Source organism: Halorussus ruber (genome assembly GCF_004765785.1).
GTDB classification, from domain to species: domain Archaea; phylum Halobacteriota; class Halobacteria; order Halobacteriales; family Haladaptataceae; genus Halorussus; species Halorussus ruber.
Genome location: NZ_SBIT01000002.1, coordinates 257,982 through 282,319, shown reverse-complemented (window position 1 = coordinate 282,319; position 24,338 = coordinate 257,982). Strand labels below are relative to the sequence as shown.

The window sequence follows — 24,338 nt, the reverse complement described above, 5'->3', positions numbered from 1 at the left end:
GTTCGAGACGGTCGGAACGGCCAAGAAAGTGGGGGTCCGTCGAATTTCCGCTACCACACACCAGCGGGACTTTTTGGGGAGGACTCGAAACTGACTCGCATGTCCGAAACGAACGTCGTGGAGTCGCTCCCCGACCGGTCGATGAAGCAGTCCGAGGTCGAGCAAATCGGCGAGAGCGACGCGGTCGATTGGACCGAAGCGCTCCGGACCGGCGGACCGCGGAACCCGGAACTGATACACGCCTGGATTCTCGAAACCGACGGCACCGGCCACGTCCTGCTGTACGAACTCGACGGCTGGGTCTCGCAGGGGTCGTTCGACGCCGAGGGCCTGTCCGACGAGGAGAAGCGAGAGCGCGGCGAGGAGATTCTGGACTTCTGACTACGCGCCTGCGGTGTCGTTTGCGGTCGTCTCGGTAGTCGCCCCCGCGCTCGCTGCCAGTCCGGGCCGGATGTCGGCGAGCGCGTCGGTCGTCGGGGCGTTCACGATGGTCACGTTCGACCCCTGCCGGACGACTCGGAAGGCGTCGGCGAAGGGGCCGGACTCGACGACCCACGTGTTCGGCCCGACTTTTTCGGCCCCCTGCCCGCGGAGCAGGTCGCGGTAGGCTCGATGGAACTGCCGGGCGTCTTTCCGGGTGTCCCACGCGGTCTTCCAGACGTAGCCGTACCGGGTGTCGTTTCCGACCTGCTTCCGATAGGGAACCAGCAGGTCGTTGCCCCACCCTTCCGAGGGCTCGCTGGTGTAGTTGAACCAGTCGTAGCTCCCGCCGTTCGGGAAGAGGTGTTCCTGCACGTCGATTATCTCGTTGCCGTACTCGTAGCCCTGATACCAGAACATCGTGAAGATGCCGACCTCGCCCATCGTCGTCGTGCCGTTCACGCCGCTGAACGAGAGGTTCGACTGGTCGAACTGGGTCCACTCGCCGCGGGCGGCGTCCTCGAAGTCGAGCGCAATTGGCGGCTCGTTTCGCTTGTCGGGGTGGATTAGCTGTTCAGTAGTGTTGAGTGGGTTCTGATAGTCGTCGTCCACGGCGTCCCATCCGCCCTGTTCGAGCAGTTGGGCGACGTAGCCCGGTCCCTCGGAGTATGGCGAGAGGACCATCTGGCGCAGGGCGAAGTTGCGCGACTCGGAGACCTCGCCGCCGAGCGGTTCCTTCGACTCGACCTGCTGGCAGTCCCACACCACGCCGCAGAGGTCCGCGAACTGCTCTTCGACGTACCGGGCGTCGCCTTCGATGAGGCCGCTCCGGGCGCGCGCACCGTCTTCCGTCCGGGCCTGATTCAGGGTCTCTCTCCGGCTCAGGTCGAAGTGCTGGTCCTGAAGCGCGTGGACGATTTCGTGGACGAGCGTCGTGCTACTGACTTGCAGGGGGTCCTCGTCGGAGACGATTGTGAGCCTGTCGGCGAAGAAGTTGTAGAACCCCAGCACGCGCGAGGACTCGTTCTGGATGGTCTCGGTGGCGTTGCGGTCCTCGCCGACGACGAACGTCGCCTCCCAGAGCTGGTTCTCCCACGCCGAGGCCCGCGCCGAGGACTCCGGTTCGGCCTCGTTGCGCCGGTTCAGCTCCTCCTGACTGATGACTTCGACTGACATCGAGCCCTCGTACTCCAACTGGCGAAGGTACTCGGCCCGCGCGATGGCCCGGTAGACGTAGGCCCGGAGTTCCGACTCGTTGAGGCCGTCGGACTGGTTCACGTCGATGGTCGCGTTGTACCAGTAGCCGCCCTCCTTGCCGAGAGTCTCGTTGCCGGTCGATTCGAAGACCAGCGCGCCGTCGCGGTTCTCCTCGACGCGAACGTTCGAGGAGTTTTCGAGGTAGACGCCGTCGAAGCTGTTGCCGAGGACGGTGTTGTTCAGCACCGCGCCGCCGGTCGAGTTCCGGACGAACACGCCCGTCACGCCGTCGTTCGAAGTCGAGTCGCTGACGGTGGTCCGCTCCGCGAAGAACAGATAGATGCCGTACCGGTTCCGCGAGGCGTTGGTCGCGGTTACTTCGCCCCCGCGAGTACCCTGAATCAGGACGCCCGCGAGGCTGTTGTTCGTCGCCGCGCTGTCGGCGACTCGCGCTCCCGTCCCGTTGAGCGCGTAGATGCCCGCGAGTTCGTTCTCGACCGCGGTCGCGCCCCTGACCGCGCTGTTGCGGGTCTCGAACAGGTAAACGCCGAACTGGTTGCCCGAGGAGGTGCCGTCCCGGACCGTCGCGCCCTGCGTCCTGTCGAGGAGGACGCCCGCGACGTCGTTGTCCCGCGCGGTGACGTTGGCGACGACCGCGCCCCGTCCTCGGCCCTGATAGACGCCGACGACGCCGTTCTCCGAGGCCGTGGTGTCCGAAACCCGGCTCTGGCCGCTCCCGAACAGGCCGACGCCGTAGACGGCGTTCCGAACCGCCTCGGCGTCGGTCACTTCGACGCCGGGCGACGACAGCGCCGTGATGCCGAAGGCGCTGTCCGCGACCCGGACGCCCGAGAACTGGCCGCGTCGGACCGACTCGGCGACCGCGCCCCACCGCCAGTCGGTGAGGGTCACGTCGCGGACCGTCACGTTCGAAATCGGCCGATTTCCGCCGACCGAGATTCCGATGCCCGACTGGGGCCGGACCTGCCCGGACTGGAAGAATCGCTGGGTCGCCTCCTCGGGGTTCACCGCGATTCGGCCGTCGATGGCGTTGCCGTTGCCCTCCAGCACCACGTCGCTGGCTCGAATCCGGATGCAGGTCTCGGCCGTCGCGTTCTGGATGTCGTCCACGAGGAGGTAGCGCCCGGCCTCGGAAATCGTCGTACACTCGCCGATGATAGTCGGTTGGGCCGCCCGAGCGGACTGGTCGTCTGCCGTCAGGTCGCCCGCCGCCGAATCTGGTTCTACCGCCGAATCGGTCTGCGCCCACGCGACCCCCGCCGCGCCCGCTATCGTCCCCGCCACCACGACTGCCGTGAGCAGTACCGCGATTCGTCTGTGCGTCATTCTCTATCACGGAAACGGCGCGGCGGGCCATCAAACTCTGGGACAGATTACGGGCGCGGGTCGTCGGATTCAACGCCGGAGAGAGATGGTTGGAACCATCGACAGGAGCGAGAGGACAGTAGAAACAGTATATATGTCTTTAGACTAACTAAATATTTACTAAACAAATGATTTATTTGCTATTAGAGTGGGCCGCCGATTCGCCACGAACGTTCCGTCGGGAGAACGCGACCGCCGAGAGCCGCAACGTCTTATAAAACTACTGATAACAAAACCGGCTATGGCGAGCGACACGACTCTCGTCAGCGACGACACCGTTCGCAGTTTCCTCGGCGGTCCGGCCGTCGGCACGGTTCTCGCCGCGGTATTCGTCCTCGGCTTCGAACTGCGGGGCGCGATAGGCGCGGGCGAATCTGTCGGTTTCCGCCTCGTTGCCGTCGCGCTCTGCGGTACGGCGGCGTCGGTCCTCGCGTTCGCACGGTATCGGCGCGAGGACTGAGCGACCGCTCGCGTCGGCCTCCGAAGTTACGCTACTCCGTATCTCGGTTCTCAGTCACCGAACAGACTCGCGTGAACCGGCGCGAACTCTCGCTCCTCGGCGTCGCTCACGGCCTTCCCGTCCAGACCCGCCGACAGGAAGTCCCGAATCGGGGGCCCGACCTCCTCGGGTTCCACGAGGAAGGCGTCGTGGCCGTGGTCGCTCTCGACGACGTGGTGGGCGGTGTCCACGCCCGCCGTCTCGAAGGCGGCGGTGAGGCGCTCGGACTGCTCGACCGTGAAGTGCCAGTCCCCGGTGAAACTGACCACGAGGGCCTCGCCCGAGAACCCGGCGAGCGCGTCGGCGTCCGAGTCGTAGCCCTCCGCGAGGTCGTAGTCGTCCATCGCTCTGGTCAGGTAGAGGTAGCTGTTGGCGTCGAAGCGTTCCACGAACTTCTCGGCCTGATAGTCGAGGTAGGATTCGACCTCGCGGTAGGGGAAGAACTCCCCCGCGGGGTCGTCCGGAGCGAACGCCTCGGCGGTTCCGGCCCGGCCCGCCGACCGGCGGCCGAACTTCCGGTCCATCGAGTCCTTCGAGAGGTAGCTGAGGTGGCCCAACTGGCGGGCCACCGCGAGGCCCTCGTTCGGTTCGGGCCGGGGGTCGCCCTCCTCGTCGGTGCCGTAGTACTCCCCGCCGTTCCAGTTCGGGTCGGTCGTGATGGCCCGCCGGGCCACGGCGTCGATACCGAGCATCTGCGGGTCGAGGCGGGCCGCGGTGGCGACCGGCACGATTCGGTCCACGCGCTCGGGGAATCGCTTGGCCCACTCCAAGACGTTCATCCCGCCGACGCTCCCGCCGACGACGGCGCGGAGCGGACCGACCCCGAGGAGGTCCAGCAGTCGGGCCTGCGCTCGGGTCCAGTCGCCGACCGTGACCGGCGGGAAGTCGGTGCCGTAGGGGTCGCCGGTCTCCGGGTCGATGCTGGCCGGGCCGGTCGTCCCGTAGCACGACCCCGGCACGTTCGCGCAGACGACGAAGTACTCGCGGGTGTCGATAGCCTTGCCCGGCCCGACCACGTCGCTCCACCACGCCGAGGCCTGTCCGCTCGTGCCGTTTTCGTCGTCGCTCCCGCGCCTCGGTCCGGTCACGTGCTGGCTCCCGGTCAGGGCGTGACAGGCCAGCACCGCGTTGTTGCCGTCGTACTCGCCGTAGGTCTCGTAGGCGACTTCGAGCGGGACCGACCGGCCGCACTCGAACTCGAACTCCCCGAGGTCGGCAACGTCTCGCGTCCGGTTCATGATGTGGAAGTGGCCGCCTCGATGGCCTGCTCTACGTCCGCCAGCAGGTCCGCGGGGTCTTCGATGCCGACCGAGAGGCGAATCAGGTCGGGCGAGACCCCCGCGGACTCCTGCTCCTCGGGCGAGAGTTGGGCGTGGGTCGTGCTGGCGGGGTGGATGACCAGCGTCTTGGCGTCGCCGATGTTCGCCAGAAAGCTCGCCAACTCGACGTTCTCGCAGAACGCCTTTCCGGCCTCGAATCCCGATTCGAGGCCGAAGGCAATCATCCCGCCGTATCCGCCCTCAAGATACCGACTCGCGTTCTCGTGGGTCTCGTGGCTCTCCAGACCGGGGTAGGCGACCCACGCGACCTCGTCGTGGTCGGCGAGGTACTCCGCGACGATTGCGGCGTTCTCGCTGTGGCGGTCCATCCGCAGGGGGAACGACTCCAAGCCCTGCAGCGTCTGCCACGCGTCGAATGGCGACTGCTGGTTGCCCAGACTCCGGAGCGCCCGCCACCGGACCGCGGCGGCGAGCGGAGCCTCGGGGAAGTCCCGCGAGAAGTCGGTGTCGTGGTAGGCCGGGTTCTGGCCCGCGAGTTCGGGATACTCCTCGGCGTGTTCCTCCCAGTCGAAACTTCCGCCGTCTACCACGACTCCGCCGACCGTGGTTCCGCTCCCGTGGAGCCACTTCGTCGTGGACTCCCAGACCGCGTCCGCGCCGTGTTCGAGGGGCCGACAGAGCGCGGGGGTGGCGAAGGTGTTGTCCACCACGAGGGGTGCCCCGGCGTCGTGGGCGATTTCGGCCACCCGCTCGAAGTTCGGCGTCACCAGCGAGGGGTTGCCCACCGTCTCGACGTGGACGAACGCGGTCGATTCGTCCACGGCCTCCTCGTAGGCCTCGTAGTCGAGCGTGTCCACGAATCGCGGTTCGACGCCGCGCTTGCTGGCGTTGTGCCGGAGGTGGGCGGTGGTCCCGCCGTAGGTGTCGGTCGAGCAGACCACGTTGTCGCCCGACTCGGCCAGCACGAACACCAGCGAGTCGAACGCGGCCATCCCGCTGGCGGTGGCGACCGCTCCCTCGCCCCCTTCCAGCGAGGAGAGTCGCTCCTCGAGCGCGCGAGCCGTCGGGTTGGAGATGCGCGAGTAGATGTCACCCTCGGCGTCGAGCGCGTAGAGGTCCGCGGCGTGGTCGGCGTCCTCGAACTCGTAGGAGGTCGTCTGGTAGATGGGCGGCGCTCGCGCCCCCGTCGCGGGGTCGGCCCCGTGGCCCGCGTGGAGGCTCCGGGTGGCGAAGCGCCGCTGGGCGTCCTCGTCGGTCATGTACTACACGCATATTTCTACTCGGAGTTATAACCGTCAGTTACGGCAAGGCTTGCTGAAACGGACAGAGGACTTTAGCGACTCCCCGTCGTGGCTCCGACGTGAATCGGCGCGAACTCCTCGCAGGCGTCGGCGCAGGCGCGCTCGCTCTCGGTCCTGTCCTCGCGCGCAGAACTGCTCGCGGGCGCTCGGACGTGCCCGACCACGTGGAGGACGCCTACCGAAACCCGGTCTACGAACGCATCTTCCCCGACCCCGACGTGCTTCGCGTCGATGGCACCTACTACGCCTACGGCACTTACCATCCGTGGAAACCGGGGGTCGGCCCCGAGCGAGAGCTGATTCCGATTCTGCGGTCGCCGAATCTGGTGGACTGGGAGTTCGTCGGCCCCGCGTTCGCCGAGATGCCGGACTGGTCGCGTTACCGCGGCCTCTGGGCACCCGGCGTCGGGAAACTCGGGAACCGAATCCTGCTCTACTACTCCGACGCCGAATTTGGCGCGCCGAACGAGGGCATCGGCGTGGCGACCGCCTCGGACCCGACCGGACCCTTCGAACCGCGAGGAGGCCTGTTCCGAACCGACAACATCGGCGTGCCGAACTCCATCGACCCGGTGCTGTTCGAGGCGAAAAACGGCCCCGTCCTGTTCTGGGGCAGTCGCCGAGGCATCTACGGCGTCCCGCTCGAAGACGACGGCCTCTCGATTGCCGGAGGTCCGGACGCGAAATTCCGAGTCGCTGGCGACGGCGTCGAGGCACCCTACGTCGTGGAGCGCGAGGGCGACTTCTACCTGTTCGGCTCGCGGGGCACCTGCTGTCGAGGAGCGCGAAGCACCTACCGCGTCGTCGTCGGCCGAGCGGAGCGCCTCCGGGGGCCGTACCGCAACCGAGCCGGAGAGCGTCTGACCGCCGAGAACGCGACCGGGACCACGATTCTGGAGGGCGACGAGCGATTCGCCGGGCCGGGCCACTGCGCCGTGGTCCGCGACGAGCGCGGCGGGTGGTGGATGCTCTATCACGCCTACGAGAGAGCGAATCCGTGGGTCGAGGACACCCCGAGGAGAGTCCTGATGCTCGACCGGATTCGGTGGCGGAACGGGTGGCCTGTGGTGGGCGAGGACGGGACGCCGAGCGCGACGGGGCAGGTTCCCCCGGTAGCGGACCGAGCGTCAGAACGCGTCGGCGAGTCCGAGTAGGAGGACAACGACCGAGACGGCGGCGAGCGCGAGGACCGCGATGACGGCGAACTGAGCGAGCGCACCGCCGAAGAGGTCGAACAGTTGGAAGACGACCAGCGCCACCAGCAGGTAGGTGAGGCGGTCGAGTTTGTCGCCGAGACGGTCGATTTCGTCTGCGAAATCGTCCGGGTCGGTCATCTAAAGCTCCTCCCCGACGACGAGTCCGACGACCGATTTCCCCCAGAGGAAGACGAATCCGACGACTGCGAGGCCGATGACCGCGTATCCGACCCCCGTCGCGTCCCACCCGAACGCTTCCAGCAGTTCGACCGCGAGGAGGGCGGCGAGCAGGAGGACGATTCTGTCGAGGCGCGCGAGGAGTTCGGGGTCGGCCATGCGGAAGTGCTGGGAACCGCCCGCCATCAACCTGTGGGATTGGCTCGCCCCTCCGAAAACCATACGAAACCCGACATCGAATCCCCGGCCATGAACGAGTCTTCGGAATCCACCGACGAGGCCCCGGACTCGGCCGGCGAGTTCGTCGTCCCGCCCGCGCTGGACCGGGGCGACAAGGTGGCAATCGTCGCGCCCGGTTCCAACCGCGCTGTCGAGTACCCTCACGTCTACGAACTCGGACTGGAGCGTCTGCGCGAGGTCTTCGACCTCGAACCGGTCGAGTTCCCGACCGCCCAGAAGGACGTCGAGTACCTCTACGACCACCCCGAGGAGCGCGCCCGAGACGTGATGGACGCCTTCGAAGACCCCGAGATTTCGGGCGTCGTGACGGTCCTCGGCGGGTTCGACCAAGTCCGCATCCTGAAGCATCTCGACCCCGAGGTCCTGCGGGAGAACCCGACCCGCTTTTTCGGCATCAGCGACAACACCAACCTCCAACTGTACCTCTGGAACCTCGGCATCGCCTCGTTCTACGGCGGGACCGTCCTGACCGACTTCGCCATGCAGGGGTCGATGCACGACTACACGGTCGAGTACCTCGAAACGGCCCTCTTCGCCGACGACCTCGGCGAGTTCGGCGAGATTCGGCCCGCCGAGGAGTTCACCGACGAGGACCTCGACTGGGCCGACCCCGACAACTTGGACCGACACCGCGAGCTGGAACCCAATCCGGGCCGGACGTGGCGGGGTCCGGAAACGATCGTCTCGGGCCGGACGTGGGGCGGGTGCCTCGAAATCGTGGACATGCAACTCCGGACCGGGCGCTACCTTCCCGACCCCGAGGAGTTGGACGGAAAGGTCCTCCTGCTGGAGACCTCCGAGGAACTCCCCTCCGCGATGGACGTCCGGCAGTCCCTCATCGGGATGGGCGAGCGCGGCCTACTGGAACAGTTCGCGGGCGTCCTCGTGGGTCGGGCCAAGGCCCGCAACCTCTTCGAGGACCCCGGCCCGGAGGCCCGCGCCGAGTACCGACAGAACCAGCGCGAGGCCATCGCGGAGGTCGTCGGCGAGTACAACCCCGACGCGCCGGTCGTCTTCGACGTGGAGTTCGGCCACACCGCCCCCATCGCGGCGATTCCCATCGGTGGGACCGTGGAAATCGACCCGGCCAGCGAAACCATCACGTTCGAGGATTGAGGTTCTATCACGGCTTATAAGACGGCGCGCTCCCCATCTCCGAACGTTTCCGTGACCTCTATTCGATGCGACCGACTCCGACTCGCGGTCGTCGTGTTCGCGGTCCTCCTCGCGCAGGTCCTCCTGTATCCCGGCGTGCCGGACCTCGTGGCCGCGGTCGGCGCGACCACGACGCTCGACGCCAGCATGTGGTTCCTCGCCGCCGAGTTCGCCGCGTTCGTCGCCTTCGCCGGGGTCTGGGGCGCGGTCAGCGACCGCCTCGGATACCGGACCCCGCTCGTGGTGCTTGGAGCGTTCGGCGGTGCGCTGGGCTATTTCGCGCTGGCAATCGCGCCCGGCGCGCTCTCGCTGTCGTTCGGCGGGGTGCTGGCGCTCCGGGCGGTGCAGGGCGCGACCACCATCGGGGCGTTCTCGCTGGCGATGACGATGCTGATGGACCTGGAGGGCGGCCACGGCAAGAACATGGGCGCGGCGGGCATCGCCATCGGCCTCGGGACCGCCATCGGCGCACCGCTCGGCGGGCGACTCTACGGATTCGGCGGACTGGTCCCGCTCTACGCCGCGGGCGGCCTGCTGGTCGTCGCCGGGGCGCTGGCGGTGTCGATACCCGACCGCGCGCCCTCCTCGGGCGACGGACGGGATGGCGAACAGGGAGGTCGAGAGGGCCGAGTCCGCCGCGCGTTCGCCGTGCTCGCCGAGCGCCCGGTGCTGGGCCTGCCCTACGTCTTCGGGTTCGTGGACCGGTTCACCGCGGGATTCTTCGCGCTGGTCGGCACGGTCTACTTCCGGCAGGCGTTCGACCTCGACGCCGCCGCGACCGGCCTGATGCTGGGTCTGTTCTTCGGACCCTTCGCGCTCCTTCAGTACCCCTTCGGCGTCCTCTCGGACCGCATCGGCCGGACCGCCCCAATCGTCGCCGGGTCGGCGCTCTACGGCTTCGCCGTGGTTGGCGTCGGCGTCTCGCCCACGGTTCCGACCGCCGCGGTCGGGATGGTGGTCGTGGGCGTCATCGGCGCGCTGATGGCCCCGGCCACGATGGCGCTGGTCTCGGACCTCGCCTCCGACGCTGGTCGCGGGACCGCGATGGCCGGGTTCAACGCCTGCGGGAGTCTGGGCTTTCTGGCTGGCGTCCTCGTCGGCGGGACGGTCGCCGACGAGGTCGGCTTCCTCGCGGCGTTCCTGACGGCGGGCGCGCTGGAAATCGCCATCGCGCTGGTCTCGATTCCGGCCTTCCTTCGAATCAATCCGGAGGGTGTGAGCGTGTTCAGCGGGTGAGTTGGGGCGGTTTCTCGTTGCCGGAATCGGCTACAGGTCGGCGTTGTAGAGCATGCCGATGAAGAACCCGACCACGGCGAGAAACGCGAGACCGGTCGGGTCGAGGTCGAGTATTTCCACGATTTGAAGCACCACGACCGCGACCAGCAGGTAGCTGATGCGGTCGAGTTTCGCACCGAGGTCGGAGGCGCCGTCAGAGGGCACGAGTGTCGGCTTCGAAGGGGGATTTGAAAAAAGTCGGCGTCTGTAGTGGGGACTTCCGCTTCTCGTCACGAGAAGTACCGAGAGTCACCACTAGACAATTATAGATGTGTGATAAGAAACTAAAAAATTGCCTTTAACACATCTATAGTTGTCTAAGTGGTAAAAAATCACGACGAGGACTGAGTCACATCAGTCGATTACGCCGCTCGTAGAGTTCGAGGAGCGGAATGCTCTCGATGGGGAGCGACGACGCGAGCGCGGAGGGGTCGTCTATCGAGTTCCGGCGCTCCTTGAGGTCAAGATACAACTGGAGGAGCGAAACCACGACGACTGTCGCCACCAGAAATGCGCCGTACTGGATGCTGTAGTCCACCACTTTCTTCGAGAGTTCGTCTATGCCCATCACGAAGGCCACCGCCGCCATGAATCCCCAGAGTATCGCGGTATTCGAATCGAAGTCGATTCCGAGGTGAACCGCACCGACCAGTACCGCACCCGCGATTGCACCGAACGCGGCGATTCGGATGATTTCGGTCCCGAGATAGATGGTCAGCAGGACTTTCCGGAGCGTGGGGTGTTCAGTCCACTCTTTCACGGCCTCTGACCCGGCTGTGTCCTCGTCGTTCTCGATACCCATCTCGGGCCAGTAAACGTCGTGTTTAGTCATCGTTTGCCTCCGGAATGTCGGGTTTCAGTTGGATATTCGGCTGTCCTTTCCAGTAGAGTTTGAGTAGATTACGTATGACATCTAATACGACGAAACTTTTTATAAGCTTTGTCACCGGTACTCCTTCGCTACTCGTCGCGTGAATCGCTAATGGTTGTAGCGTTAGATTTGGTACGTTCGTCACGACTGTTTCGAGAACGACGACCGTGGCGAAGAGAAGACCCGGAATGACGTTTAGCGAGATGAACGTCGAAATGACGTAGACGACTTTGAGCCACTCTCGAAGGATGCCGAGTTTCAACTCTCGAATCCCGTCCGGCGTCTCCGACACCTCCTCGGCGGTACTCGGCTCTGGAGCCATTCAATAAACTCTCGACCACCGGGAAGATAAAAAATTACCGAACTTTACATAATCGACTATCTCACCGAAGTTCCGAACGCGCCGCTTCGATTCCGGCCTCGGTGTCCACGTCCTCGCCGGTCTCCTCGAACGCCTCCCCAATCGTCCGCACGCCGCGCAGAATCTGCTCGCTGGAGAGGTTGCCCATGTTGCTCACGCGGAAGATTTCGCCGCCGAGGTGGGCCTGCCCGCCCGAGATGGAGACGCCGCGGGCCTCCACGGCGTCGAAGAACTCCTCGGGGTTCTCGCGGGTGTGGGCCGGGAGCGAGACGCCGGTCAGGGTGTTCGAATACTCGGTGGCCTCGTTGCGCTCGGCGAACAGTTCGAGGCCCATCGCGGTGAACGCCTCGCGGAAGGCCGTCGACTGCTCGCGGTGGCGCTCGATTCGCTCGGGCATGCCCTCCTCGACGATGTTCTCGACGGCGACCGCGAGGCCGCGGAACAGCGGGACCGCGCTGGTGAACGGCGTCTGATGGGAGTCGGCCTTCCGGAGGTGCCAGTCTAAGTCCTCGTAGAAGGGCGCGGCGTCGCCGTCGAAGCGCTCTTGGGCGGCCTCGGTCGCGTACATCGCCGAGGTCCCCGGAGGAGCGGCCAGACACTTCTGAGCGTCGGTCACGGCCACGTCCACGTTCCAGTCGTCGATGCGGAACTCGTCGCCGCCGATGGAGGTCACGCCGTCCACGACGAAGGTGGCGTCGTGTTCCGCGGCGATTTCGCCGACCTCCTCGACCGGGTTCAATAGGCCCGTGGAGGTCTCGTTGTGGACCATCGTCACCACGTCGGTGTCGTCGTCCACGGTCTCGGCCACGGCGTCGAGGTCGATGGACTGGCCCCACGTGGCCTCGACGGGCTCGACCGAGGCGTACCGGTCGGCGATTCGCTTGAACCGCCGCCCGAACTTGCCGTTGACCAGCGGGACGACCTTGCCGTCTTTCTCGCGGCCGCTCAGACCGCCGACCAGATTCGCCACCGCGGCCTCCATCGCCATCGTCGCGGTCCCGTTGAAGATGAGGCTGGTGCCGTCGCTCGCGGTCTCCTCGCCGTCGAGCGTCGATTGGGTGAACACGTAGTCGAGAGCGTCTTGGGCACGCTCGTAGACGGCCTCGAACTCGGCCGACCGATGCGAGACCATCGGTTCGCTCATCGCCTGTCGCACGTCCCGGGTCGTCGGGACTGGTCCGGGGTTCAGCAGGAGGAAGTCCTCGCGCATGTGTCCATCCTTGTCCGGACCCGGCATAAGTACGCGGGGTCTTCGCAATTTCCGCCATGTCTTCAGGGGCCGTCTGACTCCGCCCCAATCGTGACAGGCAAAGGCCAAAGTTTCCTTACCGGACCTCGGTGTATCACCGTTGCTATGGCACAATTTAGTGAGGACGACGAGGGGAAGTCAGTCGTCGTAGACGGCGACGAAGTCGGCATCGTCTCGGAAGTAGAACACGGCACCGCCTACGTGGAACCTGACCCCGGAATCACCGACAAAATCAAGGCCAAACTCGACTGGGGCGACCGCGACGAGGACACCTACCCGCTCCAAGAGCAGGCCGTCGATACCGTCACCGACGACGAGATACGACTCCGAGGCAACCGCTGAACCGGAGTTAACCGATTATTTAAAGCTTTTTATGACATACTAAAACAAAGCGAATTTTATACGAACGGGGCGCATTCGTCCCCTTTACCATATTATTATTTTTATTTAAATGTAGGAAAGATATATGTCGGCTGGAAAGGGAGATGTTGACATGACGCAGTTCGAAGCGTTCGACGATGGTGTCGAAGTCGATGGGCAGGCAGTTCGCTCGATGTTAGCGGGCGTCGGTGAACTTTCTAGCGTCTTCGAGAAACGGATGCAAGAGACGCTCGACGAGAAGGGTATCGGCGAGCCACAGCCCGGCGAGTGGTATCCCCAGCAGGCGTATCTCGACTCGTTCAAGTCGGTCGCCGACACGATTGGGCCCCAGACCTTGCGGAATATCGGCAAGAAAATTCCGGAAAACGCCGAGTGGCCGCCCGGAATCGACACGGTCGGTAAGGGCCTCCAATCCATCGAGGAAGCGTATCAGATGAACCACCGCGGCGGCGAAATCGGCTACTACGAGTTCGAGGAGACCGGTCCCAACGAGCGTCTCGTCTATTGTAAGAACCCGTATCCCTGTGACCTCGACGTGGGCCTCATCACGGCCGTCGCCGAGAAGTTCAGCCCCGATAGCGCGATCGTCGAGGTCGAAGAGGAGAGCGAGACCTGCCGCGACGACGGCGGCGACGAGTGCATCTATCGAGTCTCGTGGTAATGTCACGAAGCGAAAACTCCACGGACGGCGAACCGGAGTTCGCAGGCGACTTCGTTCCCGCGGAAGTCGAGCGTCCGTCTACGCTCACAGACGTCTCGGAGTCCGACGCGGACCACCTTCGGGGCCTCGACTTCGAGGCCGCGAGCGACGACGCAGTCGAATCGGTCTACGAGGACATCTCCGGTCCGGAACTCGACGCGGACGACTCGTACACGGCCGAGGAACTCAAGCGCGCCCAGAAAGAGCAGTTGGCGAGACTCGGTCGGGACGACGTCGACGGCGACGACTTGCTCCGGGACCGCGTCCGCGGCGGGCAGTTACACCGGATGGCGGACGTGTCGCTGGCCGACCACGTCGGGATGTACGCGGCCTTCCGCGAGGCCGTCATCCCCGAAATCGTCTCGCAGGTGTCCGCCGAGTTCGGCGACGACGAGGCGGTCAATCAGGCGGTCCGAGAGACTGCCGACCGGATGCAGGCCGTGTTTCGGGCGACCACCCGCGACGTACAACTCGCGGCCGACGCCTACGAGGCGGGCGACGAGGAGGACGCCGCGAGCGAAGCACGCGAGGAGGCCGAGTCGCTCCGCGAGACGCTCACCGAGGAGGTCCAGCCAGCGGTCGAAGAACTCGAGATGGCGACCGGCGACATCGCCGAGAACGCCGACGAAATCAACGCGCTGTCGGCCTCCCAGTCGAAGAAGATTCGGGACCTCAACGAGGAGGTCGCCGACCTGAGCGCGACCACCGAGGAAATCGCGGCCAGCGCCGAGGAGGTCAACACCGTCAGCGACCGGGCAGAGGAACTCGCCGAAGACGGTATCGACCACTCGAAAGAGGCCATCGAGGAGATGCACCGGGTCGAGGACGCCCGGTCGAGCGTCGAATCGGACTTTGCGACGCTCCAGGAGAAGGTAGAGCGCATCGACGACGTGGTCGCGGTCATCAACGACATCGCCGACCAGACCAACGTGCTGGCGCTCAACGCCTCCATCGAGGCCGCCCGCGCCGGTGAGGCCGGGTCCGGGTTCGCGGTCGTCGCCGAGGAGGTCAAGGAACTGGCCGAGGAGACCCAGAACCACGCCGACGAAATCGAGGGCACCATCGGCGAAATCCAGCAGTACACCGACGACACCCTCGAAAGTCTGCACACGACCAGCGAGCGCGTCGAGCGCGGCACCGACCGCGTCGAGGACGCGATGGGGACGCTTCAGGAGGTCGGCGAGGCCATCGAAGAGGTCTCGAACGGCATCGAAGAAGTCGCGGGCGCGACCGACCAGCAGGCCAAGAGCGCCGAAGAAGTGGCGACGATGATAGACGAGGCCGCCACCGAGATGTCGGAGGTCTCCAGCGGGATGGAGACCATCACGGCCTCGAACGAGGAACTGACCGCGCTCGTGAACGGGCTGGAGATGGCCGTCGAGTCGGAAGTCGAGAACTAACCCCCTATTCTATCTGCTCGGCCACGCTGTCGAGGTGGTCGATACCCACGATTGCGACTGTTCTCCCCTCCGAGCGCAGCGCCCGGAGTTCGTCGGCCATGCACTCCTCGCGGGTGTCGTCGCGGAGGCGGACCGGCCGCGGCGGGTCGAACGCCCGGAGCAGCGACTGGGAGCGCCGGGCCTGCCTGCGCTCGTCGCGGGCCTGCTCCGCTGGCGAATCTGTGCGCGAGCAGTCGTGGTCGACGGGGGCGTCCACCTCGACGCGGAGCGAGGTGCGCTCGGCGACTGTCGCGGCGACCCGGCAGGTCAGCGCGTGGCGGGTCACGGAGGCGACGCCAGAGGCGACGCGCCGGAGCGTCCCGACCGACGCGCGCTCCGACCAGCAGTTTCTGGCGAGTCGCGCGAAGAAGTCGGTCGTGGGCGCGTCGACGCCGACGACTTCGGCGTTCTCCTCGCGGGCCGCCTGCGCCGCGGCGCTCATCTCGCCGCCGAACGACGGCGGGGTCCGGGCGTCGCTGGCGTAGGCCTCGTACAGCGGCGTCGCCAGCGGCGGCGATTCGAGCGCGACGACCGCGGGACTGCGCTCGCGGACCACCTCGCGGGCGCGGTGGACACTCGCGGGGTGGTCGTGGACGACCCCGACCAGCGTCACGTCGCCCTCGGGGTGGGTGACGGTGCGGACGTAGTCGTCGTTCATTCGAGGGTCTTCGCCGGAATGAGCGGATTCGGGGGCCGACGACGCCGACTCGTCGGCGTCGTCTGCGACCTCGGACGCGCCGGTCGAGCGGTCGTCGGGAGTGGAGGAGGCGGACGGTTCGGGGGTCGATTCGAGCGAGTCGGACGATTCGGAGGAGTCTGCGGGGGCGGACATCGGCTTGGGTGGCGGTATCACGCACCCTCCTTAGGTCGTTCGGTTTCGGTCCGGTCCCGCGAAGCGTGTGGCCGAACTCGGAAATATATCCTTATGTTAAGAATAGAATCTATTATAGTAAGGAACTATCTATATTGCTATCCGCGTTGGGTTTTCTTTCGCCGAACGCCTTCGCCCGAAGACCGGATTTTTACCACAGAAGGGACAAGCACCCGATAATGGCCACTGTCAGCGCGGACGAGAACCCCTACGTCGAGGAGCCGGACACCGACTTCCGGCCGGTCGAGGAGTTGACCGACGAGCAAGCCCGCGAGCAGGTCCAACTGCTCCGCGAGGCCGTCCGGTACCACGACTACCGCTACTACGTCGAGAACGACCCCGTCGTCGCCGACCGGACCTACGACGCGCTGTTCACTCGGTTGCAGGACCTCGAAGACGCCTTCGACCTCCAGACGCCGGACAGTCCGACCCAGCGCGTCGGGGGCGAACCGCTGGACGAACTCGAAACCCTCGAACACGCCACGCCGATGCTCTCCATCGACTCCAGCGGCGAGGCCGAGGACGTGCGGGAGTTCGCCGACCGAATGGAGCGCGAGACCGACGGGGACGTGACCTACGTCTGCGAACCCAAGTTCGACGGCCTGTCGGTCGAGGTCGTCTACGAGGACGGCGAGTACGTGCAGGCGGCGACCCGCGGCGACGGCTACGAGGGCGACGACGTGACCGAGAACGTCCGGACCATCGCCAGCGTGCCCCACCGACTCCGGGGGGACTATCCCGAGCGTCTCGTCCTCCGGGGCGAGGTCCACATCCCCGAGAGTGACTTTCAGGAACTCAACCGCGAGCGAGTCGAGCGCGGCGAGGACCCCTTCGCCAACCCCCGGAACGCCGCCGCCGGAACCCTGCGCCAACTCGACCCCTCCGTGACCGCCGAGCGACCCCTCGACGTGTTCTTCTTCGACGTGCTGGACTCGACGTACGACTTCGAGACCCACTGGGAACAGCACGAGACCCTGCCGAGGTGGGGCCTGAAGGTCAACGACCGCTCGGAGCGCACCGACGACGTGGAGGCGGTCATCGACTACCGGAATCGCCTGATGGACGACCGGCCCGACTTGGACTACGAAATCGACGGCGTGGTCGTCAAGGTGGACGACTTGGCCACCTGCGACCGCCTCGGGACCACCGAGCGCCACTACCGGTGGGCGTTCGCCTACAAGTTCCCCGCGCGCTCCGAGGTGACGACCATCACGGACATCACGGTGCAGGTCGGCCGGACCGGGCGGCTCACTCCCGTCGCGCTCCTCGAACCGGTGGACGTGGGCGGCGTTACGGTGTCCCGGGCCAGCCTCCACAACCCCGACGAAATCGCCTCGATGAACGTCAACGTCGGCGACGAGGTCAAAGTCGAGCGCGCTGGCGACGTGATTCCCTACGTCGCCGAGGTCGTAGAGAAGCACGCCGAGGGCCACTACGACTTCCCCGAGCGGTGCCCGGTCTGCGACAGCGCGGTCGAGTTCGACGGCCCGATGGCCTACTGCACCGGCGGGCTGGCCTGCACCGCGCAGCTCCAGCGCGCCGTCGAGTACTACGCCAGCGAGGACGGCCTCGACATCGAGGGACTGGGCGGCGAGCGCGTCCAGCGACTCATCGACGCCGGACTCATCGAGGACAGCCTCGCGGACCTCTACCGAATCGAGACGGACGACCTTGTGGAACTGGACGGCTGGGGCGAAACCAGCGCCGAGAACCTGATGGAGGAACTCGACGCCTCCAAACACCCTCGACTGCGCGATTTCCTCTCGGCCATCGGCATCCCGAAGGTCGGCCCGGCGACGGCGACCGACCTCGCCCGCGAGTTCGGCGACCTCGACGCGGTTCGGACCGCGACCCGCGACGAACTGGAAGCCGTCGCGGGCATCGGCCCGAAGGTGGCCGAGCAAATCGCGGAGTTCTTCGAATCGGAGCAAAACGAGCGCGTTATCGACGACCTGCTCGAGGCAGTCGGCCCGCTGGAGACCCCGAGCGCGACCGAGACCGGCGACGAGTTGGACGGCCTGACCTTCGTGTTCACGGGGTCGCTGGAGGACTACACCCGGAGCGAGGCCCAAGAGTTGGTCGAGGACCACGGCGCGAACGCGACCAGTAGCGTCTCTGGTAACACGGATCTCCTCGTCGCGGGCGACAGCCCCGGCCAGACGAAACTCGACGATGCTGACGACAACGACGTGCCGGTGCTGGACGGGCAGGAAGCGTTCGAAGAGCTTCTGAGCGACCGCGGGGTTCTGTAGTTCGCCGGTCGCCAGCGGGCGGCTTAGGGTGGATTCGAGAGGGCGTTCAGTTTCTCGGGGTCGCTGGCTGTCGCCGCGGCGTGCCAGCACTTGATGACCGCGAGCGTGACCCGCTTCACGTCCTCGTGTTCGATGCAGGACTCCCGATGCGCGTCGAGGTTTTCCGGCGGGTGGAAATGCTTGTCCGGGTACTCGGGTCTGTTCTCCCACCCGAATCGGAACTGGAGGCCAGTGCTGTCTCGCTCGCTATCGTGGCTGTCGCTTTCACTTCCTCCGCCGTCTTCGACGTAGTGGTATCTGTAGCCGTGCTTCGTCCACCACGCCACGTCGAAACGAGACCTATCCGCGTGAATCCCGTCCCAGAGTTCGATTCGAAGCTCGTTCGGTCCGACGTCGTAGTCGGGAATCCATTCCCCTGATTTGACGAGACCGTTGAGGCGATTTCGGAAGGTCGTTTCGACCGTCTCTAACTTGCTCCGGGAGATTGTTCCCTTATCCTGTCTACGCATGGTTCGACGTGTCACGTCTGCCGACTACCGACTCGGCTCCGAGATATTCTCCTACGGTCTGGGCGGCTTCGAGTCGCTTCAGGTCATCTTCGAGCGTTCGCCACGTCGCCAAATCATCCCATCCAGCGTCGTCGTCCGGGTCGAGTGCCTTCGCTAGTTCGTTCGGTGACTCCACGCCGTACTTGCGCTCGAACGCCGCGATTCGTTCTTTCGCCCGGCGGATTTTCCTGTCGAGTTCGACCGACGAGTGTTCGTCTGCGAGTTCCGCCACGCGGTTGATGCGCCGCTGAGTTTGGTTCCAGACGTATTGGACACCGTTTCCACGCTCTCGCTTGACGACCATCCCTGCCTCCACAAGCGGTTCGACGTGTTTTCGAACAGTCGGCTTTGTGGTGGCGGCCGCGTCAGCGACTTCCCCGGTAGTACGGGGTTCGTAGGTGTTTTTGAGGACGGTGTGAATCCGCTGGAACGCGGTCGTGGACGCCTTCCACTCTTCGGTCACTGCCTCGCCCACATTCTCCGGAGTATCGCCGGACAGTTCCTCGGAGTCGAAGGGGTCGATTTCGGTTATCGAAGGCGGTCTGTCGGCGTTCTCGTCGGTCGGCATACTCGAACGTACGGACCGTGGAAAGTAATATTTTAGGGTGGAAATATATCTTTCAGATGGCTGGGTGGCTCAGAGGTCGTCTTTCGAGAACTTCCAGAGGCCGATTGCGACCGGGACGAACAGCCACGCCAGCAGGTAGGCGACGACGAAGGGGTCCGAGAGGTACACCGGCAGGGAGTCGCCGAACGCCTGCGCGACGGTCTTTCGCTTGAAGATGCCGAACATGTAGACGCGGGACTGGAGCGCCGAATCCATCAGGAAGGCGTCCACCAGCGTCTTGTAGGCCTGCGTCGGGTTCAGCAGCTTGAGGAACAGCACCGTCTCGTACTTGGCGGCCTCGCTGATGCCGACGTACTTGACCAGCGCGTTGACGACCTGATTGGCGAAGGAGTTCCAGAGGACGACGAACCAGACGAACAGCGCGATGGCGGCGACCATCGCTCGCTTGCCGGTACTCGCGGCGGCCGAGAGGCCGACCGAGAGGCCGACGAACACGAGTCCCAGCAGCGCCGTGAGCGCGGCGAACAGCAGGAAGTTCGCCAGCTTCAGCGACAGCGACGTGAACAGCAGGACCACCAGCGCGACGGCGAACCCGAGCGCGATGGGGAGCGCGATAACGCCCGACCGTCCGAGGACCTTCCCGAACACCACGTCCTCGCGGGAGTGGGGAAGCGACAGCAGGAGCTTTAGCGACCCGGATTCGCGCTCTCGGGTGATCGAGGTGTAGCCGACGACGATACCGATGAGCGGAATCAGGATGGACGTGCCCTGTTTCATCAGGAACACGAACATGTCGGTCGTTCCGGCCTCGCCCTGCTGGGGCGTCGCGCCCATTTCGAGGTAGAACAGCAGTATCGGCGGGAGCGCGAACACCCCGACGAACAGAAGCGACAACGCCCAGAGCCACTTCGAGCGCACCGCGTCTTGGAAGTCCTTCCGGGCGATGGCTTGCCAACTCATGCTTCCACCTCCTGTTTGTCGGTGGTGTAGGCCATGAACAGGTCCTCCAGCGAGGCCTCCTCGGTCTCGAAGTCCTCGACTTCGACGCCCGCCTCTTCGAGCGTCGAGAGGACGCTGGTCTTCACGTCGTTCTCGCAGGAGATTTCGAGGCGACTGCCCGTGTGAGTGGCTTCGGTGACGCCCTCGATGCCCCGGACCTCGGCGAGCGCGCCGTCCGGCACCTCGCCGACCGTGACGTGGAGGACGGTGTCTGCGCTGGTCGTCTCGCGCAGCCCCTCGATGGAGTCCTCGGCGACGAGCTGGCCGTCGCGGAGGATGCCCACGCGGTCGCAGACCGACTCGACCTGCCCGAGGATGTGACTGGAGAAGAAGACGGTCGTGCCCTTGTCGGCCTCCTCGCGGACGATGTCACGCATCTGGCGCGCGCCCTGCGGGTCGAGTCCGGTCGATGGTTCGTCCAGCACCAGCAAGTCGGGGTCGCCGACCAGCGCCATCCCGAGGACGAGGCGCTGGGCCATCCCCTTCGAGTAGCCCCCGGCCTTCCGGTCGCCGTCCGCGGCCGAGAGGCCGACGCGCTCCAGAATCTCGGCCGGGTCGTCGTCGGCGTCCTTGGACTCGATGGCGAACTCGAGGTGCTGTCTGCCGGTCAGTCGGTCGTACACCGAGAACCCCTCGGGGAGGACGCCGAGGTGTTCGCGGACCGTAACGCTCTCGTCGTGAACGTCGTGTCCGAAGACGCGGACCTCGCCCTCTGTGGGGCGCACGAAGTCCAACAGGATGTTGATGGTGGTGGACTTCCCCGCGCCGTTGGGGCCGAGGAAGCCGAACACCTCGCCCTCCTCGACTTCGAAAGAGAGGTCGCGGACGGCGACTACGTCGCCGTACCGCTTGGTCACTCCGTCAATTTCGATGGCGGTCATAGTCGCGCCTTTTGCGCTCCCCTACGTAAACCCTTGCCTTATCGTGTCGGGCGTCGAACGAAAAGGGAAACGTTTCGAACTCCGTAATTGCTTACTAAGGAATCGATACTATTTCTTCAATAATTATTTATATTAATTAGGGATTAGCATTGCTCCGTTCGGCCCGTTCACACCGCCTCGTCCGGGTCGTGTTGCTCTGCCATCTTCGTCGCCTCGCTGGCGTAGCGTTCGCGCGTCTCGGCGTCCTCGACCGACTCCAAGTCCGCCGGGTCGGCCTCGGTGGCGGCGGTCACGTCCGCGCCCTGCCGGAGCATGTTCATCGAGCGTTGCTTGTGGAGACAGCGCTCGCCGTCGGTGGTGGCGTACATCAGCGAGACGAGGCCCTTGTCGGTGTACGTGCGCTCGACAAGCCAGAGTTGCTCGTCGTCCATGCTCGAACCTTTCCCGGAAGCGAGTTGAATCCACCGGGACGGCTCTCGTCTGGCGTCGGACCGATTTCTCTCTGCCGTCCAACATTTCCAGTAGTTGATGCGCCAGTAGCGTTAAGAAGGGAAGCGACGTACCCGGATGTGAATGACAGACCACGGGTGGCACGAATGCAGGGTATCTGCAGTAGCGGGCATCGGCCGTAATCGTCTTGGCGACGACTCGGCCACGTAATGACGATGAGCCAGTCCCCGCTGTCTCAGGCGACCGACGACCGCCTCTCCGAGATGCTCTTTCAGGGCGAGGAGGTCGAAGACGAGTTCACAGTCGAGGGTGCGCGCGTCGCCGTCACGACTCACCGCGTTCTCGTGTTCACGCCGAACGGCGAGGGTCGGCGCTTCGACCACGCCGACCGACCGAACGTCCTCGACGCGAACGTCGAGACCACGGGGAAGGGGTCGTACATCGAGTGGAGCGTTCGAGCGGGCGTCTACGGCGTGGTCTTTCTCGGCGGCGGCATCCTCCTGAAGGCCAGCGGCGTCCTCGACCAACTCGGCGCGACTCAGCCACCCGAGGACGCGCCCGGTGCGGGCATCGCCCAACTCGTCTCGTTTCTCCCGAAGGCGCTCGGCGCGCTCACCACCGTCCTGCTGGTCGTCGGCGGGCTGCTGGCAATCGTCGCGGGTGCGCTCGTCGCTCTCTATTTCAAGTCCCGCGAGCGGGAACTCGTCATCGAGAGAGCGGGCCGCGACCCCATGCGGGTGCCGGTCCACGGCGACGACGCCGAGCAGGTCGCCAGACGCCTGCGGGCCGCCGTAGGAACAAGTTCAAAGCCGCGTAGCGACTAGCCTCGCTCGATGGACGGGGACGCGGTACGAGAGCGCGCCGCCGAGTTGCCACGCCAACCCGGAGTCTACCAGTTTCAAGACGGCGAGACGGTCGTCTACGTCGGCAAGGCCGTCGACATTCGGGACCGGGTGCGGTCCTACGCCGACCCGCGGAGTCGGCGCATCCGCCGGATGGTCGAGCGCGCCGACAGCATCGACTACTCGGTCACCGACACCGAGACCCAAGCCCTCCTGCTGGAAGCCAACCTCATCAAGCGGTTCCAGCCGCGGTACAACGTCCGACTGAAGGACGACAAGTCCTATCCGCTCGTCCAACTCACCGACCACGAGTTCCCCCGCATCGAAATCACCCGCGACCCGAATCCCGAGGCCCGCGCCCGGAGCGACGGCGGCGCGACGACCTCGGAGAATCCGACGGTCTCCGGCCCGCGGGTGTTCGGCCCCTTCACGAAGAAGACCCGCGTCGAGACGGTCGTGAAGGCCCTGCGGGAGACCTACGGCGTCCGCGGCTGTTCGGACCACAAGTTCGCCAACCGCGACCGACCCTGCCTCGACTACGACATCGGCCTCTGCACCGCGCCCTGCACCGCCGAAATCGACCGGGGTTCGTACATCGCCGACGTGGAGTCCGTCGTCCGCTTCTTCGAGGGCGAGACGGGCGTCCTCGCCGACCCGCTCCGCCGGGAGATGGAGGAGGCCGCCGGAAATCAGGAGTTCGAGCGCGCCGCGAATCTCCGGGACAAACTCGACGCGGTGGAGGGGTTCCACGGCGGCGCTGGCGAGGCGGTCGCCACCGAGAGCGACGAGCGCGCCGTGGACGTGCTGGGGGTCGCCCTCGAAGGCGACTCGGCGACCGTCGCGCGCCTCCACAGCGAGTCGGGTCAACTCGTGGACCGCGAGCGCCACGCCGTGACGATTCCCGAAGGGGACGCGGAGGACGCCGATACCCGGGCCAGCGCCGTCCTCTCGGCGTTCGTGACCCAGTACTACACCGAGCGCGACCTGCCCGACGCGCTCCTCTTTTCGGACCGCCCGGACGACGAGGAGGTCCTCGATTGGCTCGAAAGCGAGGGCGTGGCGGCCCGCGTGCCCGGCGCTGGCCGGGAGGCGACCCTCGTGGACCTCGCGCTGAAGAACGCCCGCCGAGGAGCGAGCGAACCCGACGCGCTCTCGGCGCTTCGGGACGCGCTGGACCTCGATTCGGTCCCGCGCCGAATCGAGGGCTTCGACGTGAGCCACGCTCAGGGCAAGCACGCTGTCGGGAGCGACGTGGTGTTCGCCGACGGGTCGGCCGACAAGTCGGGCTACCGACGCAAGAAGCTAGACGACCAGAACGACGACTACGCCAACATGTACGACCTCGTCAGGTGGCGCGCGGACCGGGCAGTCGAGGACCGAGACGACCGCCCGAATCCCGACTTGCTCCTCATCGACGGCGGCGAGGGGCAACTGGAGGCGGCCCGCGAGGCCCTCGCCGACGCCGACTGGGACGTGCCAGCAATCGCGCTCGCCAAGGACGAGGAAATCGTCGTCACGCCGTCTGGAACCTACGACTGGCCGAGCGACGCCGACCACCTCCACGTCCTCCAGCGAGTCCGCGACGAGGCCCACCGCTTCGCGGTCCAGTACCACCAGACCCTGCGGGACGACGTTTCGACCGAACTCGACAACGTTCCGGGTGTAGGGCCGAAGACTCGAAGGGCGCTCCTCCGGCGCTTCGGGAGCGTCGAGGGCCTTCGGGCCGCGTCGGTCGAGGAACTGCGGGAAGTGGAGGGTGTGGGTGAGAAGACTGCCGAGACGATTCAGACGCGGTTGTGA

The 24,338-nt window shown here is 65.7% G+C and carries 26 protein-coding genes; 11 read left to right on the top strand and 15 right to left on the bottom strand.

Translation table 11 applies throughout. The features are described 5' to 3' along the window. Positions 1-99 precede the first annotated feature (99 nt). Positions 100-381: a DUF7964 domain-containing protein gene (locus EPL01_RS08540; protein WP_135824840.1), complete on the top strand. Its 282-nt coding sequence runs from the start codon at positions 100-102 to the stop codon at positions 379-381. On the opposite strand, the gene EPL01_RS08535 is transcribed toward EPL01_RS08540, so the two are convergent. Continuing rightward, positions 382-2,964, bottom strand: a complete 2,583-nt coding sequence (locus EPL01_RS08535; protein ID WP_135824839.1) for an Hvo_1808 family surface protein — start codon at positions 2,962-2,964, stop codon at positions 382-384. Between the two features lie 280 nt (positions 2,965-3,244). On the opposite strand from EPL01_RS08535, the gene EPL01_RS08530 reads away from it, so the two are divergent. Then, the gene (locus EPL01_RS08530) at positions 3,245-3,463 is read left to right on the top strand and encodes a hypothetical protein (RefSeq protein WP_135824838.1); all 219 of its coding nucleotides are present in this window, start codon (positions 3,245-3,247) and stop codon (positions 3,461-3,463) included. A 50-nt stretch (positions 3,464-3,513) separates the two neighbouring features. Here EPL01_RS08530 and metX read toward each other — a convergent pair whose 3' ends face one another. Both metX and EPL01_RS08520 read right to left on the bottom strand, forming a co-directional pair. Then, entirely contained in the window at positions 3,514-4,740 is a 1,227-nt protein-coding gene (metX, locus tag EPL01_RS08525; RefSeq protein ID WP_135824837.1) for a homoserine O-acetyltransferase MetX, read from the bottom strand. Continuing rightward, positions 4,737-6,041, bottom strand: a complete 1,305-nt coding sequence (locus EPL01_RS08520) for an O-acetylhomoserine aminocarboxypropyltransferase/cysteine synthase family protein (RefSeq protein ID WP_135824836.1) — start codon at positions 6,039-6,041, stop codon at positions 4,737-4,739. The genes metX and EPL01_RS08520 overlap by 4 nt, the downstream gene beginning before the upstream one ends. A gap of 101 nt (positions 6,042-6,142) precedes the next feature. On the opposite strand from EPL01_RS08520, the gene EPL01_RS08515 reads away from it, so the two are divergent. After that, positions 6,143-7,237, top strand: a complete 1,095-nt coding sequence (locus EPL01_RS08515; RefSeq protein ID WP_135824835.1) for a family 43 glycosylhydrolase — start codon at positions 6,143-6,145, stop codon at positions 7,235-7,237. On the opposite strand, the gene EPL01_RS08510 is transcribed toward EPL01_RS08515, so the two are convergent. Then, positions 7,211-7,417, bottom strand: coding sequence for a hypothetical protein (locus tag EPL01_RS08510; protein ID WP_135824834.1), 207 nt, complete (start codon positions 7,415-7,417; stop codon positions 7,211-7,213). The genes EPL01_RS08515 and EPL01_RS08510 overlap by 27 nt on opposite strands. After that, positions 7,418-7,642, bottom strand: a complete 225-nt coding sequence (locus tag EPL01_RS08505) for a hypothetical protein (protein ID WP_135824833.1) — start codon at positions 7,640-7,642, stop codon at positions 7,418-7,420. A 63-nt stretch (positions 7,643-7,705) separates the two neighbouring features. Here EPL01_RS08505 and EPL01_RS08500 point away from each other — a divergent pair, with 63 nt between their 5' ends. Further along, positions 7,706-8,812 (top strand): S66 family peptidase, encoded by a 1,107-nt coding sequence (locus EPL01_RS08500; protein WP_135824832.1) that lies wholly within the window; start codon positions 7,706-7,708, stop codon positions 8,810-8,812. Between the two features lie 51 nt (positions 8,813-8,863). Further along, positions 8,864-10,087, top strand: coding sequence for an MFS transporter (locus tag EPL01_RS08495; protein WP_135824831.1), 1,224 nt, complete (start codon positions 8,864-8,866; stop codon positions 10,085-10,087). Between the two features lie 30 nt (positions 10,088-10,117). On the opposite strand, the gene EPL01_RS21540 is transcribed toward EPL01_RS08495, so the two are convergent. The 4 genes from EPL01_RS21540 to EPL01_RS08480 form a co-directional block, all read right to left on the bottom strand. Further along, the gene (locus EPL01_RS21540) at positions 10,118-10,291 is read right to left on the bottom strand and encodes a hypothetical protein (protein ID WP_168215844.1); all 174 of its coding nucleotides are present in this window, start codon (positions 10,289-10,291) and stop codon (positions 10,118-10,120) included. Positions 10,292-10,475: 184 nt separating this feature from the next. Then, on the bottom strand, positions 10,476-10,958 hold the full coding sequence (locus EPL01_RS08490) for a hypothetical protein (protein ID WP_135824830.1): 483 nt from the start codon (positions 10,956-10,958) through the stop codon (positions 10,476-10,478). Beyond that, the gene (locus EPL01_RS08485; protein WP_135824829.1) at positions 10,951-11,319 is read right to left on the bottom strand and encodes a hypothetical protein; all 369 of its coding nucleotides are present in this window, start codon (positions 11,317-11,319) and stop codon (positions 10,951-10,953) included. Before EPL01_RS08485 ends, EPL01_RS08490 begins: the two co-directional genes overlap by 8 nt. A gap of 61 nt (positions 11,320-11,380) precedes the next feature. Continuing rightward, the gene (locus EPL01_RS08480) at positions 11,381-12,568 is read right to left on the bottom strand and encodes a pyridoxal-phosphate-dependent aminotransferase family protein (RefSeq protein ID WP_135824828.1); all 1,188 of its coding nucleotides are present in this window, start codon (positions 12,566-12,568) and stop codon (positions 11,381-11,383) included. 144 nt (positions 12,569-12,712) lie between these two features. Here EPL01_RS08480 and EPL01_RS08475 point away from each other — a divergent pair, with 144 nt between their 5' ends. The 3 genes from EPL01_RS08475 to EPL01_RS08465 all read left to right on the top strand — a co-directional run bounded on the left by EPL01_RS08475 (position 12,713) and on the right by EPL01_RS08465 (position 15,088). Further along, positions 12,713-12,949: a PRC-barrel domain containing protein gene (locus tag EPL01_RS08475; protein WP_135824827.1), complete on the top strand. Its 237-nt coding sequence runs from the start codon at positions 12,713-12,715 to the stop codon at positions 12,947-12,949. A gap of 151 nt (positions 12,950-13,100) precedes the next feature. Beyond that, complete coding sequence (locus EPL01_RS08470) at positions 13,101-13,649, top strand: hypothetical protein (protein WP_135824826.1); 549 nt, start codon at positions 13,101-13,103, stop codon at positions 13,647-13,649. Continuing rightward, positions 13,649-15,088, top strand: coding sequence for a globin-coupled sensor protein (locus EPL01_RS08465; protein WP_135824825.1), 1,440 nt, complete (start codon positions 13,649-13,651; stop codon positions 15,086-15,088). Before EPL01_RS08470 ends, EPL01_RS08465 begins: the two co-directional genes overlap by 1 nt. A gap of 4 nt (positions 15,089-15,092) precedes the next feature. Here the strand turns inward: EPL01_RS08465 and EPL01_RS08460 are convergent, their stop codons facing one another. Beyond that, a complete protein-coding gene (locus EPL01_RS08460; RefSeq protein WP_210424105.1) occupies positions 15,093-15,959 on the bottom strand; it encodes a hypothetical protein in 867 nt (288 codons plus the stop codon). A 218-nt stretch (positions 15,960-16,177) separates the two neighbouring features. Here EPL01_RS08460 and ligA point away from each other — a divergent pair, with 218 nt between their 5' ends. After that, on the top strand, positions 16,178-18,250 hold the full coding sequence (ligA, locus tag EPL01_RS08455) for an NAD-dependent DNA ligase LigA (RefSeq protein ID WP_135824824.1): 2,073 nt from the start codon (positions 16,178-16,180) through the stop codon (positions 18,248-18,250). A 23-nt stretch (positions 18,251-18,273) separates the two neighbouring features. Here the strand turns inward: ligA and EPL01_RS08450 are convergent, their stop codons facing one another. From EPL01_RS08450 to EPL01_RS08430, 5 genes are all read right to left on the bottom strand, one after another. After that, positions 18,274-18,759, bottom strand: a complete 486-nt coding sequence (locus EPL01_RS08450) for a toxin-antitoxin system TumE family protein (protein WP_135824823.1) — start codon at positions 18,757-18,759, stop codon at positions 18,274-18,276. Next, positions 18,752-19,366 (bottom strand): winged helix-turn-helix domain-containing protein, encoded by a 615-nt coding sequence (locus tag EPL01_RS08445; RefSeq protein WP_135824822.1) that lies wholly within the window; start codon positions 19,364-19,366, stop codon positions 18,752-18,754. Before EPL01_RS08445 ends, EPL01_RS08450 begins: the two co-directional genes overlap by 8 nt. A 69-nt stretch (positions 19,367-19,435) precedes the next feature. Then, entirely contained in the window at positions 19,436-20,326 is an 891-nt protein-coding gene (locus tag EPL01_RS08440) for an ABC transporter permease subunit (protein ID WP_135824821.1), read from the bottom strand. Continuing rightward, positions 20,323-21,246 (bottom strand): ABC transporter ATP-binding protein, encoded by a 924-nt coding sequence (locus tag EPL01_RS08435; protein ID WP_135824820.1) that lies wholly within the window; start codon positions 21,244-21,246, stop codon positions 20,323-20,325. The genes EPL01_RS08440 and EPL01_RS08435 overlap by 4 nt, the downstream gene beginning before the upstream one ends. A 167-nt stretch (positions 21,247-21,413) precedes the next feature. Beyond that, positions 21,414-21,677 (bottom strand): DUF7967 family protein, encoded by a 264-nt coding sequence (locus EPL01_RS08430; protein ID WP_135824819.1) that lies wholly within the window; start codon positions 21,675-21,677, stop codon positions 21,414-21,416. A gap of 234 nt (positions 21,678-21,911) precedes the next feature. Here EPL01_RS08430 and EPL01_RS08425 point away from each other — a divergent pair, with 234 nt between their 5' ends. Together EPL01_RS08425 and EPL01_RS08420 are read left to right on the top strand one after the other, a co-directional pair. Then, complete coding sequence (locus EPL01_RS08425) at positions 21,912-22,520, top strand: hypothetical protein (protein WP_135824818.1); 609 nt, start codon at positions 21,912-21,914, stop codon at positions 22,518-22,520. 9 nt (positions 22,521-22,529) lie between these two features. Then, positions 22,530-24,338 carry an excinuclease ABC subunit C gene (locus tag EPL01_RS08420; RefSeq protein ID WP_135824817.1) on the top strand — a complete coding sequence of 603 codons (1,809 nt, stop codon included), beginning with the start codon at positions 22,530-22,532 and terminating at the stop codon, positions 24,336-24,338.